Here is a 17040-nt window from a genome sequence, read left to right as displayed (position 1 = left end):
ACTAATGTTTTTAGATCCTACTGATTTAATAATTAATAATATAAATAAATATCTTTATAGTAATAAAGTAATTAAATTTATTTTTTCTTAGGAAATAACTTTCCTATTTTCTCCTTTTGTAAGTACTCCTTTTTAGTTCTTATTTTTTTGTCCTCTAAGGATTCTTTATTAGTACTTACAGCATAAATAATATAGAAAATCATGCCAGTAAATATTAATCCTACAAAAATTATGAATATTCCTATAGGTTCACTTGGACTAAATATTTTAAGATCTAAAGCTGTATTTAGGGAAATTATCATCAATAAACTAATTCCTTAAATAAATTTTATGGAAATCTAATTGATTTCCTCGTATCCAAAAAATGTTGCATTGTCAGAATTTTTATACCCATTAGCGGCTTCCTGTGGGTTTTGACTGTCAATTTTTCTTGCTTTAGCATGAATCATGTTGAATGGGAAAATCACAGCTCCTACAAAAAAATGAAGAATTAAGAAATCTGAAGGTAATCCATTTGTCCAATCAGGAAAAAATAGCAATGTCATCAATGATTCGTACATATTTGTAGTCAAATAAACCTCTGACTATTATTACTGAACTTATCGCAATACTTTTAATTATTAATAAATTGAAATTTAATTTGCTTTTAATAATTATCAAATTTAATTGAAAAACAATTTTAAAATATTATTATATTACTTATAAACTATTTTTTAATAGCTGTTGTTAAAATTACTTTTTGTCTTACTTTTTTTTATAATTATTCAATTAAAACCTGCAATAGGTTTGGCTTTTGATACATCCGATCCTAGTGTTAGTTTGCTACAAAATAGGATTTCTAATAATTTCTCTAAGAAATATTGTAATGCCATCCAAAATGGTCTTTCTAAAGACGAAGCAATGAAATCAGCTATTGTAAAAACTGAAAACATTATATCTTTCTCTTACAATCCTCAGAAAAAATGGATTGAGAAAAGTGACTTAGCAAATCAAATTTCATTGCAAGTAGTAAATGATTGTGGATGGTCGTTTGGATTAATTGGAAAGGAGGGAGTTGATTATTTTAAATCATATTTTCTAGAAATTTACGAAAAAACTACTCCTGACATAAATTTTTCAAGATAGATTAGTTTAATGAATAATATTTCAGACAAATTAGTATTGACTATAATTTTGATTACCATCCTTTTTGTATTTGGATTGATTTTTTCAGTAAAGTCTCCAGAGAGAAAGATTATAGATTCACCAATAATGTGGAAAGATGATTATTCTAATATCTCGATTTTTAAGAGCAATAATATTAATTCAGAAAGAATAAGAATAATTTAATAAACCATTTCTTACTAAAATGAAGGATCCTGTTTAAGGATATACAAAAATATTTTTTTGTATCTCAATCAATTTATCATTCATCGTTTAATTTAAGTAGTTCAAAAGAACTGAAGCTAGTTTTAAATCATCATTAAACCATGCTCGTATAGCCATAGCTCTTCGAGGATCATAAAAATTTTGTTTTCTGTACCAACTAAGAACTTCTGAATCTGATTTCTTCCCATTACATGACAAACAACATGGTACGCAATTACTTGAACTGCTAATCCCCCCTTTTGCCATTGGGTGAAGGTGGTCGAGAGATTCTGAGGGCTTACCGCAATAAATACATTTATAATTAGTAAGTTTATTAAGTGACTCTCTCCAATTTTTATTACTTATCTTGGGGCAAAACTGATCAAGATAAATTGCATCTTGTCTATGCATAAAATTCTTGATAATTTTTTCGATAATAACAGTTTTTTTTAAAGTATGATTGAAAAAGATAATATAAGACTTCTTAAAGCAAATGCTTCTTATGAAGAGAATAATTTTAAATTATTAATACAAAGGACATTTTATAGTTAATGCTTTATTTATTAACAATATTATTAGTAGATTTTGATGATTCTATATTTAAAAGTATTTATATCTTTTTGATATCGTTTTTTTCTAATACGTTCTCAGCGATTTCTGGAGGAGGAGCAGGATTATTACAATTGCCTGCATTGATTTTATCTGGAGTTCCTTATTATCAGGCTCTGGCTAGTCATAAATTAGCAACAGTAGCACTAGGAATAGGGGGTTCCTTAAGAAATTACAAATCTTTAGGTAATGATATAAGTGTTGCTTGTCAAATTTTAATTTTTGGATTGCCAGGAGTAATTTTTGGGGCTTCTGTAGTTGAATCTATATCTGAAAATTATTTGTACTTAATTTTAGGAATAATATCCATATTATTAGCTTTTTACTCATTCCTTAAACCAGATTTAGGTCTAACATCTGGTAATAAAGAGCTTAATTTTGTTCATAAAATTAGATTTTTAATTTTTATTTTTCTTATAGGTATATTAAATGGTTCTATTTCTTCAGGAACTGGATTGCTTGTAACAATACTATTAATAAAAACTTTTGAAATGGATTTTCTTCGGGCCATAAGTATGACATTTTTTACTGTTGGGATTTTTTGGAATTTTGTCGGAGCAGTATTTTTGGCAAGAATAGGATCGGTTCCATTAAATTTATTGATAGTTTTAATAATTGGTTCCTTTACAGGAGGTTTTTTCGGAGCTCACTTGTCAAAATTAAATGGGAATATACTTATTAAGAAAACTTTTATAACAGTTTGTATTTTGGTTGGTATTAGCTTATTGATTAAATCCATAAAAAGCTTTTTATAAAATTATTGGAGGAAAGTAGTACATTTTGGTAAAAAATTCTAAATCAGGATTATAAATTAAAAAATAAATTATTTATTATCTTTATACTTTATATAAAGGGGTTAATGAATTACTCGTTTTATTTAATAATACTTTTAGACTTTATTTAAAATCAAAAAAAAGGCCTCACATATGTGGGGCCGGGTGATGGGGAATCTTATTTTTAAACCAATTTCCCAAAAATTGCAACCCCCTATAAGTAGTGCAAATTAAATACCCAATACACACTACAGATAGCGGTTTAATGATTTTAATTTTTTTAACCCTTGCATTTATTGAAAATTAAGTATTTTATAAATTTATAAGTGAACTTCTTATTTCATGATTTCTAGTGTTTTTAGTAATTTAATATGTTTAAAATGTTATGCTTTGTATTATTTGAAAAATTTGTTAGTTAAAAAGCTTTAATGATTGAATTGACATTACTAACTCTTTTGAACTTTGTTGGAGATAATTTCTGCGAATATAGAAATTTAGGACATGATAATTATAAATCTTTACTCCTTTCTTACAGTGATGCAAGTCATAAATTTGGACCATTAGAAGTAAAAAAGGTTATTGAGAAGTCAGAAAATTTTAAAGTAACAGCTGTTGCTATTGCTGCAATTAAGTGTCCTCAGCATATAGTTAAATAATGAAGTTTGAAGTAAAAACTGAAAAAGATAATTATTCAAATTCATTCTTAGGTTTTTTAAGGATTATTTTTAAACTTGCGCTCATAATTATCTTTTGTGATATCGCCGTCAAATTTGGGAACATTTCAAGATATTATCAAATTGAATACAACTGTAAACTTTTATCTATTGAAAAATCTAAACCTATTTTTAAGGAAATATCGAGGATTTCTAATTTGAAAAGTAAACAAAGTATTTGGGAATTCTGCAGAGAGGTTGTTAAATAATATTTAGCTAGATGCTGACGTATAGAACTTTAATGCAAATAACCAGAACTTTCTCGAAGTAATAAGGAATATTATGGCAACAACAATTTCAAGCAATATTTTCCACACTTGAGAAAGTCCTAGAAAAACTTCAGAAGGTATTGTAGTTATAAAAGCGATAGGAATGAAAATACTAAAAAAAACTCTTAAAGAAAATGAAAATGAATTTAGAGGAAATCTTCCAATATAAAGAAATGATCTTAATACTTCTATCGCATTCCAAGTCTTAACAAACCAAATAGTAGTAGTAGATATAAAGAACCATAGGCTATATAAAATACAAATCGAGCAGCTTATCGTAATCAAGGATAGGCTTAGAAAACTTAAACTTAAATTTATTTGATTTATTCTTATGCAGAAGAGCAACAAGAAAAATCCAAGCATAATTTCTAAAAATCCAGATGGATTTATTTTTTTTAATGAAATAAAAAATTGACTATCAATAGGTTTTAAAAGTACGAAGTCTAATGTTCCTTCTCTTATGTGTTTAACTATTTCTGTAAGATTAGGATTGAACCATGTATTTGTTATTCCATTCAAAATTGTATAAATAGCTTGGATTATTAGTGCCTGTTCAAATTCCCACCCTCCAATATATCCATTATTTTGAAAGAAAATAGATAGTAGAAAAATACTCCCTACTAAACTTAAAATTGCAGTAATTAAATCAACTAATATATTTGTCTTATACTCCAATTCAGAAGCTAAAGAAGTATGTAGGAATTTTTTATAAACTTTTAAATATTTTCTTAAATTCATGACCCCATTGCTGTATATTTTTTCGTTCCTTCAGACCAGATTTTCTTAAATAATGGGAAAAGTAAAACAATCCATAGAATTTGCATACTTAAGCCTCCACTAATATTTGTTTCATTACCTGACAGTAAGTTCGCAGGGAAATCAATTAGATATGGAAAAGGAGTCAAATAAATCCAAGATTTAACATATGCGGGGAATGAGACTACTGGTGCTAAAAGACCTGAGAGAAATAAAGTTGGAATAAATAACAATCTTTCTATCGATGATGCTTTTTCTGTCCAGAAACATAGACATGCAACTATTGACTGAATTAAAAATTGAATCAAGAAGGATAAGAAAGTAGATACTATCGATAAGAGTAAAATTCCTAAATTTGGTATCCATAAACTTTCTGGATTAAAAATAAAAAAGAAAAATGCGATTATTAGTGCGAAAGGAAATCTTGTTATTTGTTCAGCAAGATGTTGTGCAAAATATCTGAAAAATGGATTTAAAGGTTGGATTAAATACGGAGATACTTTTCCCATGAGAGAATCCTCTTCAAAACTAAATACAACCCAAACTACAGAAAACTGTCTTACAAAAAAAGCACATAAGAAATACCTAGAAAGCATAACATCACTAATGTTTATCGATTCATTAAGATTATTGTTTGTCCAAATGTTTAACATGAAAAAAGGAATAATCCCTGAAATTGCCCATAATGCAATTTCTACCCTATATTCCAACATGTTTGAATATTGGACTTTTAATAAGGTGAATATTTTACGGTTAATCAAATTAGATATCATAATCTTTTTTAATTAATACCTTCCCAATTACTTCATCTATAGGTGGTTCATTTATAAAAAGGTCTTCAATATCGAAATTATTTAGGATAGTTTTTAGTGAAGAGGTAATAGAGTTGTTTTCAATTTTTATAGTGATTTCATTCTTTATTTTATTTTTAACAGTAAAACCAGAATTTTCTAATTTAATTGCATCCTCTTCTGAACGACAAACTATTAATATTTCTTTAACAGGAGAAAGTTTTTTTAGTAATAGGTCAAGTTCTCCGTCATATGATATTGCCCCTTCGTGCACACATATAACTCTCTTGCATAGCGATGTAATATCTTTCATGTAATGACTGGTTAGGCATATCGTTGCATTAGTTTCCTTATTATATTTTTGAAGGAATTTTCTTAAATTTCTCTGTGCATTAATATCTAATCCGAGTGTCGGCTCGTCTAAAAATAGAATATTTGGTTCATGTAATAAAGCTGCTAGTAATTCTGATTTCATACGCTGACCTAGTGAAAGTTTTCTAACAGGTATAAATAGCTCTTCATCAATTTCAAGCATTTCCGATAGTTTTTTTATTCTCTTTTTAGCTTCGAACTTATCTAAGTCATATATTGATGCATTCAAATAGAATGATTCTATTGGTGGAAGATCCCAAATAAGCTGTTGCTTTTGTCCCATTATTAAGGTGATATTCTTTAGGAAATTTTCTTTTCTCCTGAATGGTAAGTAGCCTGAAACCAAAATCGAACCTTCACTTGGATAAATTAAGCCACAAAGCATTTTTAATATTGTTGTTTTCCCAGCTCCATTAGCACCTAGAAAACCCACTATTTCTCCTTCATTAATTTCAAAACTTATATCTTTTATAACTTTTAAACTTTTTGTTTGTCTTCTAAAAAAATGTTTAATTGTTCCTTTTAAGCCTGGTTCTTTGGAAGAGATATCAAATGACTTAGATAAATTTCTTACATCGATAATATTTTTTACCATTTAAAATTTTAAATTATTGAAATTTTATATTTAAATAAATTTATGAATTATTTTTATTTTAGAAAATTTTTTAACCAATTAAAAAATATCTTTAAACGATACAACCAGCCAGATAAAAAAGTTAATTGGATTAAGTAACTCGCTTACCTTATTTTTATTTTCATAATTTAATCCTCTTATGAAATTAAATATAAAATTACTATTCTCTTTGTTATCATTATTTTTTTTAATTACATTACCATTTTCGTCGAGAAGATCAATTTCATCCTCAAAAAACCATTGTTCTTTCCCATTAGATAATTCCAAGACAACTCCAATACCTTTGCCATCAGTTATTCTAAAATCACTTATTTTACCCAATGAAGAAACATTTATCGCATCAATAGTTTCTTTGTTAAGTCTATCCTTTGATAGTTCTAGGTTAACTTGAACATCATTTCCTATCTTAACCTTATCTAAAATTGACATTTTTATAGGTTATTATACTTAGTGATAAAGGGTTTATGCGATTAATTCAGAATTATTGATTTATTTCAATAATTACGATTTTTTGAAAACAGCTTCAAGGATTCTCTTTATTGAAATTGTTAATACTCTCAAAAATACAAAAAACAGACCTAACCATCCTAATATGACAGCTACTGATAACAAGCTTGAACCTAAATCACGCTGTAGTAAATCCTGCATATAATTTCCCAAATTAGAATTAATTTTACTTTATTAAATTACTTATTCAAGATGAAAATATTCAAAATTCAGATTTGTTTAAATTCATTGTTGATAGTACATTTAATAAAAATGATTTATAAGCTAAGATTTAGTTAGAAAATTAAATTAATATTTTGGATCTATCTTTGAACTCATACATTGGAATATTTTTTATCATTATTGGTTTATTAGTTAGAGTTGACTTTAAATTCTCTATTCAAAAAGATCTCAAGTAATTTTTAGTAAACTCTTTTAATTAAGACGTTATTATCTTTATTTTTAAAATTGCTGTAACTACTGCAAATACAAAAAAAAGCAGCTTTAAAGCTGCTTCTAAATGGTGGCGGGGGGGAGATTTGAACTTCCGACCTTCGGGTTATGAGCCCGACGAGCTACCAGACTGCTCTACCCCGCGTCATATACATAGCATACATCTCAAAGTGTTATTTTTCTAATTCTTTAGGATTCTTGGAATTTTAATTGACCTTTAACCTCAATTCTTACTCCATCGGAAAGATTAAAGATCTTTTCTTCAATGTCTTGTATTCGCAAGTCAGATATCCACTCCAACTGTTTTAGTAAGTGAAGACTAACAGCATGCTTAGCTCTTTTTGAACCATCTTCTACTTTTAAAGCCAGTCCTATACCTTCATTAACCTTGCATAGGCACTGTATTCCTTCAGCTCCACCTTTACCTATAACTTGTCCATGAGAAGCTTTAATTATTTCTGTATCAAATTTGTTTTTGTCACTTATCAATAATGGGTTGGTCGTAATAGCTCTGCTGATTTGTTCTAATTCAGCAATTTCCGAACTACTTAGAAGTGAGTATAACCTGGACATTTCTATCAGTTTTAAATAAAGGGTTGGTGCACCACAATCATCACGTTCAGCATTTATTTCAGATATTGGAATTTCAAGTAATTCGGAAACAATTCTAAATATTTCGAGTTGAAGTGGATGGTCACCCTTTAAGTAATTATCTATTGGCCAATTTAATTTTTTGCACGTAGCTAGAAAAGCAGCATGTTTTCCTGAACAATTATGTTCTAAAGGGCTTGTATTCAATTTTGGACATTTTAAATTTTTAATGTCGATGTCGTATTCCCATAAAATTTTGAAGGCTTCTCTTGCATGAAGTTTTGATCCACTATGTGAAGCGCATGCTATTGCGATTGATTTTGAAAAGTTGTTGATTTTTGAGGCTGCTCCACTGCTAACAAAAGGTATAGCCTGAAATGGTTTTAATGCTGATCTTATGAAACTTTTATATTCTGGATTTCCAGCGCACATTAATACTCTTCCCTTTTTGTCACTAATTACTGCATGAATTTTATGAATTGATTCAATGTTCGAACCTCTAATTAAAGTTGCTATTAAGGGAGGATTATTTGATGTGTAAAGGTTTTTAAAATTTGAACTCATTTAGAAATTGTTGTACTGAAAAAAAAGTATTCCTGATAAAGCTAAGGCTAAAATAATAGAAAAAATTTGAATTAAATTATTTAAAATAGGTTTCACTTGAACTGTAGCAATAAGCGATTCTTTTTCTTTTAAAACAAGTGGTTTTATCCATACTTGACCGTCATACCAACCAGATTCTTCGTACTCAACTCGTTCGGAAGTTAATCTTTTAAATACATGATTCCAGCCAAGATATAATCTTAAAGAAACTAAGAGAGGTATTGATAAACTACTAAAAAAACTTATTAGAATATATTTAAAAATAGCTGATTTGAAATAAATACTTCCAGAAGAAATAACGAGAAATAAAACAAAAGTAACTAGCCAGAATTTAATTAATACAATAATTAGTGATTTCTTAGTCTTTGGCCATGAAAAAATGATGGATTTTGATAATTCAATGTATTCATTAGTTGGTTGCTGCTCCTTAGGGACTGGACATTTATATTCATTCATGAAAAAAATATTATGGAAAATTTAGATTATTTCCATTGCTCCAGAATGATTCAAGGTCATAATATTTTCTTATTTCTGGTTGAAAAATATTTACTATTAAATCACCATAATCAAGTAAAGCCCATTTAGCTTCGCTAACTCCTTCTTTTCTTAGCGGTTCAATTTTAGCCTTTTCTCTTAACTCTCCCTCTACCGAGTTAGTTATTGATCTAACTTGAACATCAGATAATCCCTCTGCGATTAATATCCATTCACTGATAAAAGAAACTTCGTCAATTTTTATTAGCTTAATATCTTTAGCCTTTTTTTCATCGCAAGCTTTAGCAGCCATTAAAACTAAACTTTTATTGTCCATATACATTTTCACTTGAGACTGATTTTCCTGAACCTTCTTGCTGAGATAATTCGGATCTAGCTTTTTCTGCGCTTTTCCTTAGAGCATCTAATCTGTCTTCAAAAAAACTTCTTTTTTTCTTCTTTCTTGTTTTTTCAATTAATTCCTTTAATGCTCCACCGAGACTTTTATAAGCATTAGGTATACTATATCCAAATCTGCAAGCTAGGTCTATAGCTCTTTCATCTGCAAAAATAGCATCTTGAAGTTTTTTTTCAGAATTATTCTTTAAATATAATCTATACCCTGCAAAACTTGATAAACCAAGTGCTAATAATAAAAGTAATCCATCTTGGACCCACAATTCTCCTATTGCACCTCCAAGTCCTATTGCAAGGGCTGCCATTTCCCATCCATCTCTGGGTATTGAATCATTTTGAATTTTCCCTACCTCATGCCAAAATAATAAATTTCTGTGGTCAATAGCAAAGTTATCCCATTCATCTAAATCTATTTGGATTTCAACTTCATCACGACCTATTTCTTCAAGTGTTATGAGAGGGGGATCTATAGCGGCAGCAGCTTCAACAAATACCCAATTTTCATTCTCTGGTGGCAACAAACTTTTAAGTCGCTGAAGTTCGCTCATAAAAAATTAATTTCTTCCAATACTATAGAAACAAATGTTGCTTTTCAAGTAACTTGATTAACATCTGATGATTTATAAGTAGCATGAAATAAATAATGGTTTAAATTATGCCTCAACGAGGTGATCTTAAAAGAATACTTATTCTAGGTTCAGGACCAATTGTTATAGGACAAGCATGTGAATTCGATTACTCTGGTACCCAAGCTTGTAAAGCTTTAAGAAAGGCAGGTTATGAAATTATCTTGATAAATTCAAATCCTGCATCAATAATGACTGATCCTGAAATTGCAAATAAAACATATATCGAACCCTTGACTACTGAAATTGTTTCTCAGATTATCTTAAGAGAAAAACCTGATGCAATTCTTCCTACGATGGGAGGTCAAACCGCATTAAATCTTGCGGTTAAATTATCTGAGTCAGATTTTTTAAATAAAAATAATGTTGAATTAATTGGTGCTGATTTAAAAGCTATTAATAAAGCTGAAGATCGAAAATTATTTAAAGAAGCTATGGAAAAAATAAATGTAAATGTATGTCCATCGGGAATAGCATCTAATCTAGATGAAGCCCACGAGGTGTCAAAAAAAATTAATTCTTATCCTCTTATAATTAGGCCAGCATTCACTTTAGGTGGTGTAGGAGGTGGAATTGCATATAATCTTGAAGAATTTTTTGAATTGTGTAAAACAGGTTTAGAGGAAAGCCCTTGTAATCAAATTTTGATTGAAAAATCTCTTATTGGATGGAAAGAGTTTGAACTAGAGGTTATGAGAGATAAAGCAGATAACGTAGTAATAGTTTGTAGTATTGAAAATTTAGATCCAATGGGTGTGCATACTGGAGATTCGATTACTGTAGCTCCTGCACAGACCTTAACAGATAAAGAATATCAGAGATTGAGGGACTTATCATTGAAAATTATTAGGGAGGTAGGAGTTGAAACTGGGGGAAGTAATATTCAATTTGCGATAAATCCAGCTAATGGAGAAGTAATTGTAATAGAAATGAATCCTCGAGTTAGTAGGTCTTCTGCTTTAGCAAGTAAAGCAACTGGATTTCCTATAGCTAAGATTGCAGCTTTATTGTCCGTTGGCTATACGCTGGATGAAATCATAAATGATATTACAAAAAAAACACCAGCATGTTTTGAACCATCAATTGATTATGTTGTTACAAAAATACCTCGATTTGCTTTTGAAAAGTTTAAAGGTTCATCAAACACCTTAAGTACTGCCATGAAATCCGTTGGTGAGTCAATGGCAATTGGTCGTTCTTTTGAAGAATCATTTCAGAAAGCATTAAGGTCCTTGGAAGTAGGTATTTATGGATGGGAATGCGATTCACTAGATGAATTTAAGAACGAGAATGACTTACAGAACAATTTAAGAAACCCCACCTCTGAAAGAATTTTAATTGTTAAAAAAGCCATGCATCTTGGAAAAACTAATTCATACATTCAAAAAATAACGAATATTGATTTATGGTTTATTGAGAAATTACGTAATATCTTTAATTTTGAATATGATTTTTTGAAAGATAAAGAACTTAATTATTTAGATAGAGATTTGATGTTACATGCTAAGCAATTAGGCTTTTCAGATCAACAGATAGCAAAGTTAACAAATTCTGAGTTTTTTAATGTACGAAAATACAGAAAGGAGCTTAACATAATACCAATTTATAAAACTGTCGATACTTGTTCAGCAGAGTTCTCATCCTCAACTCCATATCACTATTCAACTTATGAAGAGTCATTTGTAAATATAAATTCTCAAATTTTTGATAGCGAGATTTCCAATAATAATTCAAAAAAAATTATGATTATAGGAGGAGGTCCAAACAGAATTGGTCAAGGGATAGAGTTTGATTACTGCTGTTGTCATGCTTCTTATCAAGCTTCCACAAATGGTTACGAAACAATAATGGTTAATAGTAACCCCGAAACCGTATCAACAGATTATGATACTAGCGATATTTTATATTTTGAGCCAGTAACTTTGGAGGATGTTCTGAACATAATTGAAGCAGAAAATCCTTATGGTTTGATTGTTCAATTTGGAGGTCAAACTCCTCTTAAATTATCTTTACCTTTACTTGAGTGGCTTAAATCGAATGATGGAGTTAGAACTGGAACAAAAATACTTGGAACTTCACCAATCTCAATTGATTTAGCTGAAGATAGAGAGGAATTTACAAAATTACTTGAGGAATTAAATATAAGACAACCTTTAAATGGAATAGCGCGTAACGAGATTGAAGCACAAGCAGTAGCAAAAAAATTAGGATTCCCTTTAGTTGTAAGACCTTCTTATGTTTTAGGCGGCAGGGCAATGGAAATTGTAAAAGATGAGAATGAATTATCGAGATATATTTCTGAGGCAGTTAAGGTATCGCCTGATCATCCAATCCTTCTTGATGAATATTTGAATAATGCAATTGAGGTCGATGTTGATGCTTTATGTGATTCTGAAGGTTCTGTAGTGATTGCTGGTCTAATGGAACATGTTGAACCTGCTGGAATTCATTCTGGAGATTCAGCTTGCTGTTTACCTTCTATTTCTCTTTCAAATTCTACTCTAGATACTGTAAAAAACTGGACTAAATTAATTGCAAAAAGACTAAATGTTATTGGTCTAATTAATTTGCAATTTGCAGTGACGAACTTAAATAACAAAGAAAATAAAATATTTATTCTTGAAGCAAATCCTAGAGCTTCTAGAACGGTCCCATTTGTTTCAAAGGCAATAGGCAAACCAGTTGCGAAATTAGCCACACAATTGATGCAAGGCTTTACTTTAGACGATGTAAATTTTACAAAAGAATTTTCTCCCAAATTTCAGGCAGTAAAAGAAGCTGTTTTGCCTTTTAAAAGATTTCCCGGATCTGATACGCTTCTTGGTCCTGAAATGCGATCTACTGGAGAAGTGATGGGCTTAGCAAAAGATTTTGGAATTGCTTATGCTAAGTCAGAATTGGCAGCGGGAAATGGTGTTCCTTCTGAGGGAGTTGCTTTCTTGTCTACTAATGATTTAGATAAAAAAGATCTTGATGAAATTGCTAAGGAATTGTTGATTTTAGGATTTAAATTAATTGCAACGAAAGGTACAGCTTCATATTTGATTGATTTAGGAATCCAAGTTGAAGAAGTACTTAAAGTTCATGAAGGTAGACCAAATATAGAGGATTTAATTCGTTCTGGACTTGTTCAATTAATAATTAATACTCCAATAGGATCTCAGGCTCTTCATGATGATGCATATTTAAGACGTGCAGCTTTGGAATATAATATTCCAACTTTTACAACCATACCTGGAGCAAAAGCAGCTATTAAAGCAATAAAAGCACTGCGAAATAATAAAATTGATACTTATTCTTTACAGGAAATTCATAATTGTTAAAAATTTACGCTATGTTTTTTAGCTTTTCTCTTAATTGATTCGCTAAAGTATTGCGACTTATTGAAAGTAATTTGAATGTATCTTCATGCATTTTAAGTTGTGTTTCTGCTATTTGTAATGCCTTTACAGATTCTTTTATTTCTTTAGAAAGTTCATTGATCAAATATTTCTTCCCTTCAAAGGTTAAAACTGGGTTGCCAGAATCATTTGTATTTTCATTCATGGATTTACTTTTTACAAATAAGATAGGGTTATAATTTCTTAATCAATTGTTTTTCACATAATTCTTTATAAATACCTTTTTTATTTAGTAAATCAAAATGTTTACCAACCTCAATAATTTCGCCCTTATCGAAGACAACTATTTTATCGGCCTCTTGGGTAGTTGATAACCTATGAGCGATTACTATAACAGTTCTATTTTTCATTGCTCTATTAAGACCCTCTTGAACTTCTGATTCTGATTCTGCATCTAAAGCACTTGTCGCTTCATCTAAGAGGAGAATAGATGGATTACCTAATATTGCTCTTGCAATTGCTATCCTCTGAATCTGTCCCCCTGAGAAATTCGATCCTCTTTCAGTTATCTTAGTTTCATATTTGTCAGGAAGCTTTTGAATAAAATTATGAGCATTAGCTTTTTTTGCGGATTCAATAACTTCTTCTTTGGTATAGTGCCTTCCCATTCTTATTACATCAATAATTTTTCCTGAAAACAAAAAAGGCTGTTGTTGTACTAGTGCAATATTTTTTCTTATATCTTTTGTATTTAATAATTTTAGATTCTTATCATCAATTAAGATTTCTCCATTATTTGGAGTTATAAATTTCAATATCAATGCCATCATTGTACTTTTACCTGCCCCAGAAGCTCCAACGAAAGCTGTAACTTCACCTTTTTTGATTTCTAAATTTATATTTTTAAGAACTTGATTATCTTTTTTGTATTCAAAATCAACAGTATTGAATTTTATGTTGCCATTAATATTTGATATTTTTATTAAATTTTCTTTATCATTTTCAATAGGCTCTTGATTTATATATTTCAACCTTTTTATTGATGCTTCTGCTTGTTTATAGTCATTGAAATTTGTGCTTATATGGCTTATTGGATCAATAAGCATCAATATTGCAGCAAAAAAACTACTAAATTCTTCACTAGTTAGAAGTCCTAGGTTAATTCTTGCGGCTCCTAAACCTAGTATTGCTAATATTCCAAATGCTTCTACAAAACCTACAACTGGATGCTGAAATGCAAGTAATTTTAATGTTTTATATTTTGCTTTTTTATTTGCAATTAACCTTTTATGAAATCTATTCTCAATCCAATTTTCAGCGGCAAAAGCTCTTATCGTCGACATTCCATTTATAGATTCACCTATTAATCCTGCTAAATTACTTGTTGATTCTTGACTTTTTTCAGATGCGAATAAAACTCTTCTTCCAAAACTATTAACTGCAAGAATAATTAATGGTGCTAAAACAAACGTTGATAATGTTAATGACCAATCTAAATAAAACATATATAAAACTACCGCTAATAATTGTAAGGTGCACGGAATAGTATCTTGAGCTGTTTTATAAATAACTTCGCTTACTCTATCAGCATCTTCTGTAAGTCTATATGTAATATCTCCAGCTGAAATCTTTTCAAAAGAATTCATATTTATTTTTTGTATTTTGCTAAATAAACTTCCTCTCATTACTTCACTAATTTCTAAAGATGGTTTTGCTATGAAGACATCTTGTCCAAATTGAGCAGTTTTTTGAATTAAAAATACTAATAGAGATTTAATTATTATGCTGGAAACTTTTGAGAGATCACCAGATCCAATTGCTGGGATTAAGTTTCCAGCTAAATAAGCCAATAAAGGCCAGCAAGCTACGTAAATAAGCATGCATATAAAACCTTTTATAAACCTATTTGAATATGGTCTGACTGATGGGATAAGACTCAAGATATTATATATTTAATTATTTATCCTACTTTATCAATATCTTTGGGAATATAAAAATAATGAAATTAGATCAATTTTTAAAATGGAAAAATTTGGTTTCTTCTGGTGGAGAGGCCAAATTTTTTATTAAAGCTGGGTCTGTCAAAGTTAATGGTGTAATAGAGACAAGGAGAGGAAGAAAATTAAATAAAGGAGATAAAGTTATATTTCTAAAAAATGAATTAATCTTTGAATAGTTGGCCTATTCAACTCAATTTATATTAATATAATTTTCTTGGAGATAGTATTTTGAGAAAATCTGTTATTGCTGGTAATTGGAAAATGCACATGACTTGTGCTGAAGCTAAGGCTTATTTAGAAGAGTTTATACCTTTAATAAAAAACATAAGGGATGATCGTAAAGTTGTTATAGCGCCACCTTTTACAGCTATTTCAACTTTTTCTAATCATTCTGATTTTGATTATTTAGATATTTCTAGTCAAAATATTCATTGGGAAGATGAAGGAGCATTTACTGCAGAAATATCTCCAAAAATGCTTCTTGAACATGGGGTCTCATATGCAATAGTTGGTCACAGTGAACCAAGGAAGTATTTTAGTGAAAGTGATGAACAAATTAATAAAAGAGTAGTTTTTGCTCAATCTAGTGGACTTACTCCGATAGTTTGTGTTGGAGAAACACTAGAACAAAGAGAAAGAGGAGAGGCTGATAGAGTTATTACTAGACAGGTTGAACAAGGATTAGAAAATACAGATCCATCAAATTTAATTGTTGCCTATGAACCAATATGGGCAATTGGGACAGGTAAAACATGTGAGGCTAAGGACGCTAATAAAATATGCTCTTTGATTAGGAAATTAATAGGTTTTGACGAAGTGATTATTCAATATGGAGGATCTGTTAAACCTAATAATATTGACGAAATAATGTCAATGAGTGATATAGATGGAGTGTTAGTTGGAGGGGCTTCATTAGATCCGAAAAGTTTTGCAAGAATTGCAAATTATCAATAAGAAAGATCCATGGCCAAATGGCTGGGGACAAAAAACTTCAATTATGGGGGTTATTAATTTAACTCCTGATTCATTTAGTGATGGTGGAGAATTAAACTCTTCAAAAAAAGTTTTGGATCAGGTTAATCATTTTTTACGTAATGGTGTCGATATTGTTGATCTTGGTGCCCAGAGTACAAGGCCTGGGGCTGAAGAAGTTGGCTCTAATATAGAAATAAAAAGATTGATCCCAATTTTAAAATTAATAAGATCTGAATATCCAGAGATCTTAATTTCTATTGATACCTTTAATTCTGAGGTCGCTTATGAAGCTCTTTTAAATGGCGCTAATTGGATTAATGACGTCACTGGAGGAAGAAGAGATATGAATATTTTGGATGTTGTCTCAAAATTTAACTGCCCTTTTGTCATAACTCATAGTCGTGGTAACAGTCAAAATATGAATGAACTCTCTAATTACCAGAATGTATTGAGTGATGTTAAGAACTCTCTTGATAATCTAATAAAAAATGCTTTAGAAAAAAATATATCTGAAAGAAATATAATAGTGGATCCTGGAATAGGCTTCTCAAAAGATCTAAATCAAAATTTGGAAATTTTGAGAAACTTAGATGTATTTAAAAAATGGAAATTACCAATTTTGATAGGTTCATCAAGGAAGAGATTTATAGGAGAAATTTTGAATGAGAAAAATCCAAAAGAAAGGGATATTGGAACACTTGCAATAAGCTGCCTCTGTTCACAATTTAAAATTGACATTGTAAGAGTTCACAACGTAAAACTAAATTATCAAATTCTCAAAGTTGCTGATAGGATTTACAGAAATTAATT

Annotated in this window: 22 protein-coding genes and 1 tRNA gene; 8 read left to right on the top strand and 15 right to left on the bottom strand. The window is 29.7% G+C overall.

Annotated elements, in window-relative coordinates; translation table 11 throughout:
• Positions 1-77 precede the first annotated feature (77 nt).
• The gene (locus tag HA145_RS05230) at positions 78-302 is read right to left on the bottom strand and encodes a hypothetical protein (protein ID WP_079333432.1); all 225 of its coding nucleotides are present in this window, start codon (positions 300-302) and stop codon (positions 78-80) included.
• A gap of 36 nt (positions 303-338) precedes the next feature.
• Positions 339-572: a hypothetical protein gene (locus HA145_RS05225; protein ID WP_245151787.1), complete on the bottom strand. Its 234-nt coding sequence runs from the start codon at positions 570-572 to the stop codon at positions 339-341.
• 151 nt (positions 573-723) lie between these two features.
• On the opposite strand from HA145_RS05225, the gene HA145_RS05220 reads away from it, so the two are divergent.
• Positions 724-1125: a hypothetical protein gene (locus tag HA145_RS05220; protein WP_209128163.1), complete on the top strand. Its 402-nt coding sequence runs from the start codon at positions 724-726 to the stop codon at positions 1123-1125.
• 291 nt (positions 1126-1416) lie between these two features.
• Here the strand turns inward: HA145_RS05220 and HA145_RS05215 are convergent, their stop codons facing one another.
• Positions 1417-1758: an HNH endonuclease gene (locus HA145_RS05215; protein WP_209128162.1), complete on the bottom strand. Its 342-nt coding sequence runs from the start codon at positions 1756-1758 to the stop codon at positions 1417-1419.
• 140 nt (positions 1759-1898) lie between these two features.
• On the opposite strand from HA145_RS05215, the gene HA145_RS05210 reads away from it, so the two are divergent.
• The 3 genes from HA145_RS05210 to HA145_RS05200 all read left to right on the top strand — a co-directional run bounded on the left by HA145_RS05210 (position 1899) and on the right by HA145_RS05200 (position 3651).
• Positions 1899-2711, top strand: coding sequence for a sulfite exporter TauE/SafE family protein (locus HA145_RS05210; RefSeq protein WP_209128161.1), 813 nt, complete (start codon positions 1899-1901; stop codon positions 2709-2711).
• A gap of 446 nt (positions 2712-3157) precedes the next feature.
• Positions 3158-3385, top strand: coding sequence for a hypothetical protein (locus HA145_RS05205; RefSeq protein WP_209128160.1), 228 nt, complete (start codon positions 3158-3160; stop codon positions 3383-3385).
• Positions 3385-3651 (top strand): hypothetical protein, encoded by a 267-nt coding sequence (locus HA145_RS05200; RefSeq protein WP_209128159.1) that lies wholly within the window; start codon positions 3385-3387, stop codon positions 3649-3651. Before HA145_RS05205 ends, HA145_RS05200 begins: the two co-directional genes overlap by 1 nt.
• A gap of 3 nt (positions 3652-3654) precedes the next feature.
• On the opposite strand, the gene HA145_RS05195 is transcribed toward HA145_RS05200, so the two are convergent.
• The 10 genes from HA145_RS05195 to HA145_RS05150 all read right to left on the bottom strand — a co-directional run bounded on the left by HA145_RS05195 (position 3655) and on the right by HA145_RS05150 (position 9836).
• On the bottom strand, positions 3655-4449 hold the full coding sequence (locus HA145_RS05195) for an ABC transporter permease (protein ID WP_209128158.1): 795 nt from the start codon (positions 4447-4449) through the stop codon (positions 3655-3657).
• Positions 4446-5240 carry an ABC transporter permease gene (locus tag HA145_RS05190; protein ID WP_209128157.1) on the bottom strand — a complete coding sequence of 265 codons (795 nt, stop codon included), beginning with the start codon at positions 5238-5240 and terminating at the stop codon, positions 4446-4448. The genes HA145_RS05195 and HA145_RS05190 overlap by 4 nt, the downstream gene beginning before the upstream one ends.
• Positions 5230-6225 carry an ABC transporter ATP-binding protein gene (locus HA145_RS05185; protein ID WP_209128156.1) on the bottom strand — a complete coding sequence of 332 codons (996 nt, stop codon included), beginning with the start codon at positions 6223-6225 and terminating at the stop codon, positions 5230-5232. Before HA145_RS05185 ends, HA145_RS05190 begins: the two co-directional genes overlap by 11 nt.
• A 78-nt stretch (positions 6226-6303) precedes the next feature.
• Complete coding sequence (gene petP / locus HA145_RS05180) at positions 6304-6693, bottom strand: cytochrome b6-f complex subunit PetP (RefSeq protein ID WP_209128155.1); 390 nt, start codon at positions 6691-6693, stop codon at positions 6304-6306.
• Positions 6694-6765: 72 nt separating this feature from the next.
• Positions 6766-6912, bottom strand: coding sequence for a hypothetical protein (locus HA145_RS05175; RefSeq protein WP_209128154.1), 147 nt, complete (start codon positions 6910-6912; stop codon positions 6766-6768).
• A gap of 359 nt (positions 6913-7271) precedes the next feature.
• Positions 7272-7348: transfer RNA gene (locus HA145_RS05170), tRNA-Met, on the bottom strand.
• Between the two features lie 44 nt (positions 7349-7392).
• Positions 7393-8358: an asparaginase gene (locus tag HA145_RS05165; protein WP_209128153.1), complete on the bottom strand. Its 966-nt coding sequence runs from the start codon at positions 8356-8358 to the stop codon at positions 7393-7395.
• Entirely contained in the window at positions 8359-8853 is a 495-nt protein-coding gene (locus HA145_RS05160; RefSeq protein ID WP_209128152.1) for a CGLD27 family protein, read from the bottom strand. It lies immediately after the preceding gene.
• Between the two features lie 10 nt (positions 8854-8863).
• Positions 8864-9208, bottom strand: coding sequence for a ribosome silencing factor (rsfS, locus tag HA145_RS05155; protein ID WP_209128151.1), 345 nt, complete (start codon positions 9206-9208; stop codon positions 8864-8866).
• On the bottom strand, positions 9198-9836 hold the full coding sequence (locus tag HA145_RS05150) for a DUF3318 domain-containing protein (protein WP_209128150.1): 639 nt from the start codon (positions 9834-9836) through the stop codon (positions 9198-9200). Before HA145_RS05150 ends, rsfS begins: the two co-directional genes overlap by 11 nt.
• A 107-nt stretch (positions 9837-9943) precedes the next feature.
• Between HA145_RS05150 and carB the strand changes: the two genes are divergently transcribed.
• On the top strand, positions 9944-13237 hold the full coding sequence (gene carB, locus HA145_RS05145; RefSeq protein WP_209128149.1) for a carbamoyl-phosphate synthase large subunit: 3294 nt from the start codon (positions 9944-9946) through the stop codon (positions 13235-13237).
• Positions 13238-13241: 4 nt separating this feature from the next.
• Here carB and HA145_RS05140 read toward each other — a convergent pair whose 3' ends face one another.
• Positions 13242-13460: a DUF6447 family protein gene (locus tag HA145_RS05140; RefSeq protein ID WP_209128148.1), complete on the bottom strand. Its 219-nt coding sequence runs from the start codon at positions 13458-13460 to the stop codon at positions 13242-13244.
• Between the two features lie 28 nt (positions 13461-13488).
• The gene (locus tag HA145_RS05135) at positions 13489-15195 is read right to left on the bottom strand and encodes an ABC transporter ATP-binding protein (RefSeq protein WP_209128147.1); all 1707 of its coding nucleotides are present in this window, start codon (positions 15193-15195) and stop codon (positions 13489-13491) included.
• Positions 15196-15254: 59 nt separating this feature from the next.
• Between HA145_RS05135 and HA145_RS05130 the strand changes: the two genes are divergently transcribed.
• The 3 genes from HA145_RS05130 to folP are packed head-to-tail and all read left to right on the top strand — an operon-like array spanning position 15255 to position 17038.
• Positions 15255-15431, top strand: a complete 177-nt coding sequence (locus tag HA145_RS05130; RefSeq protein ID WP_209128146.1) for an RNA-binding S4 domain-containing protein — start codon at positions 15255-15257, stop codon at positions 15429-15431.
• Positions 15432-15483: 52 nt separating this feature from the next.
• Positions 15484-16209: a triose-phosphate isomerase gene (gene tpiA, locus HA145_RS05125; RefSeq protein ID WP_209128145.1), complete on the top strand. Its 726-nt coding sequence runs from the start codon at positions 15484-15486 to the stop codon at positions 16207-16209.
• Positions 16193-17038 (top strand): dihydropteroate synthase, encoded by an 846-nt coding sequence (gene folP / locus HA145_RS05120; RefSeq protein ID WP_209128314.1) that lies wholly within the window; start codon positions 16193-16195, stop codon positions 17036-17038. The genes tpiA and folP overlap by 17 nt, the downstream gene beginning before the upstream one ends.
• Positions 17039-17040 lie beyond the last annotated feature (2 nt).

The organism is Prochlorococcus marinus XMU1411 (assembly GCF_017696075.1).
Lineage (GTDB): Bacteria > Cyanobacteriota > Cyanobacteriia > PCC-6307 > Cyanobiaceae > Prochlorococcus_A > Prochlorococcus_A marinus_V.
Note: the sequence above shows the minus strand (reverse complement) of the source record. Positions and strands in the feature narration are given on the sequence as shown.

Excerpts from the sequence above, each read along its gene's own strand:
- rsfS (WP_209128151.1), bottom strand. The coding sequence starts at position 9,208 with ATGGACAATAAAAGTTTAGTTTTAATGGCTGCTAAAGCTTGCGATGAA.
- HA145_RS05210 (WP_209128161.1), top strand. The coding sequence starts at position 1,899 with ATGCTTTATTTATTAACAATATTATTAGTAGATTTTGATGATTCTATA.
- HA145_RS05185 (WP_209128156.1), bottom strand. The coding sequence starts at position 6,225 with ATGGTAAAAAATATTATCGATGTAAGAAATTTATCTAAGTCATTTGAT.
- HA145_RS05190 (WP_209128157.1), bottom strand. The coding sequence starts at position 5,240 with ATGATATCTAATTTGATTAACCGTAAAATATTCACCTTATTAAAAGTC.
- HA145_RS05165 (WP_209128153.1), bottom strand. The coding sequence starts at position 8,358 with ATGAGTTCAAATTTTAAAAACCTTTACACATCAAATAATCCTCCCTTA.
- HA145_RS05175 (WP_209128154.1), bottom strand. The coding sequence starts at position 6,912 with ATGCAGGATTTACTACAGCGTGATTTAGGTTCAAGCTTGTTATCAGTA.
- HA145_RS05205 (WP_209128160.1), top strand. The coding sequence starts at position 3,158 with ATGATTGAATTGACATTACTAACTCTTTTGAACTTTGTTGGAGATAAT.
- carB (WP_209128149.1), top strand. The coding sequence starts at position 9,944 with ATGCCTCAACGAGGTGATCTTAAAAGAATACTTATTCTAGGTTCAGGA.
- HA145_RS05160 (WP_209128152.1), bottom strand. The coding sequence starts at position 8,853 with ATGAATGAATATAAATGTCCAGTCCCTAAGGAGCAGCAACCAACTAAT.
- HA145_RS05215 (WP_209128162.1), bottom strand. The coding sequence starts at position 1,758 with ATGCATAGACAAGATGCAATTTATCTTGATCAGTTTTGCCCCAAGATA.
- HA145_RS05150 (WP_209128150.1), bottom strand. The coding sequence starts at position 9,836 with ATGAGCGAACTTCAGCGACTTAAAAGTTTGTTGCCACCAGAGAATGAA.
- HA145_RS05130 (WP_209128146.1), top strand. The coding sequence starts at position 15,255 with ATGAAATTAGATCAATTTTTAAAATGGAAAAATTTGGTTTCTTCTGGT.
- HA145_RS05140 (WP_209128148.1), bottom strand. The coding sequence starts at position 13,460 with ATGAATGAAAATACAAATGATTCTGGCAACCCAGTTTTAACCTTTGAA.
- HA145_RS05195 (WP_209128158.1), bottom strand. The coding sequence starts at position 4,449 with ATGAATTTAAGAAAATATTTAAAAGTTTATAAAAAATTCCTACATACT.
- HA145_RS05200 (WP_209128159.1), top strand. The coding sequence starts at position 3,385 with ATGAAGTTTGAAGTAAAAACTGAAAAAGATAATTATTCAAATTCATTC.
- petP (WP_209128155.1), bottom strand. The coding sequence starts at position 6,693 with ATGTCAATTTTAGATAAGGTTAAGATAGGAAATGATGTTCAAGTTAAC.
- HA145_RS05230 (WP_079333432.1), bottom strand. The coding sequence starts at position 302 with ATGATAATTTCCCTAAATACAGCTTTAGATCTTAAAATATTTAGTCCA.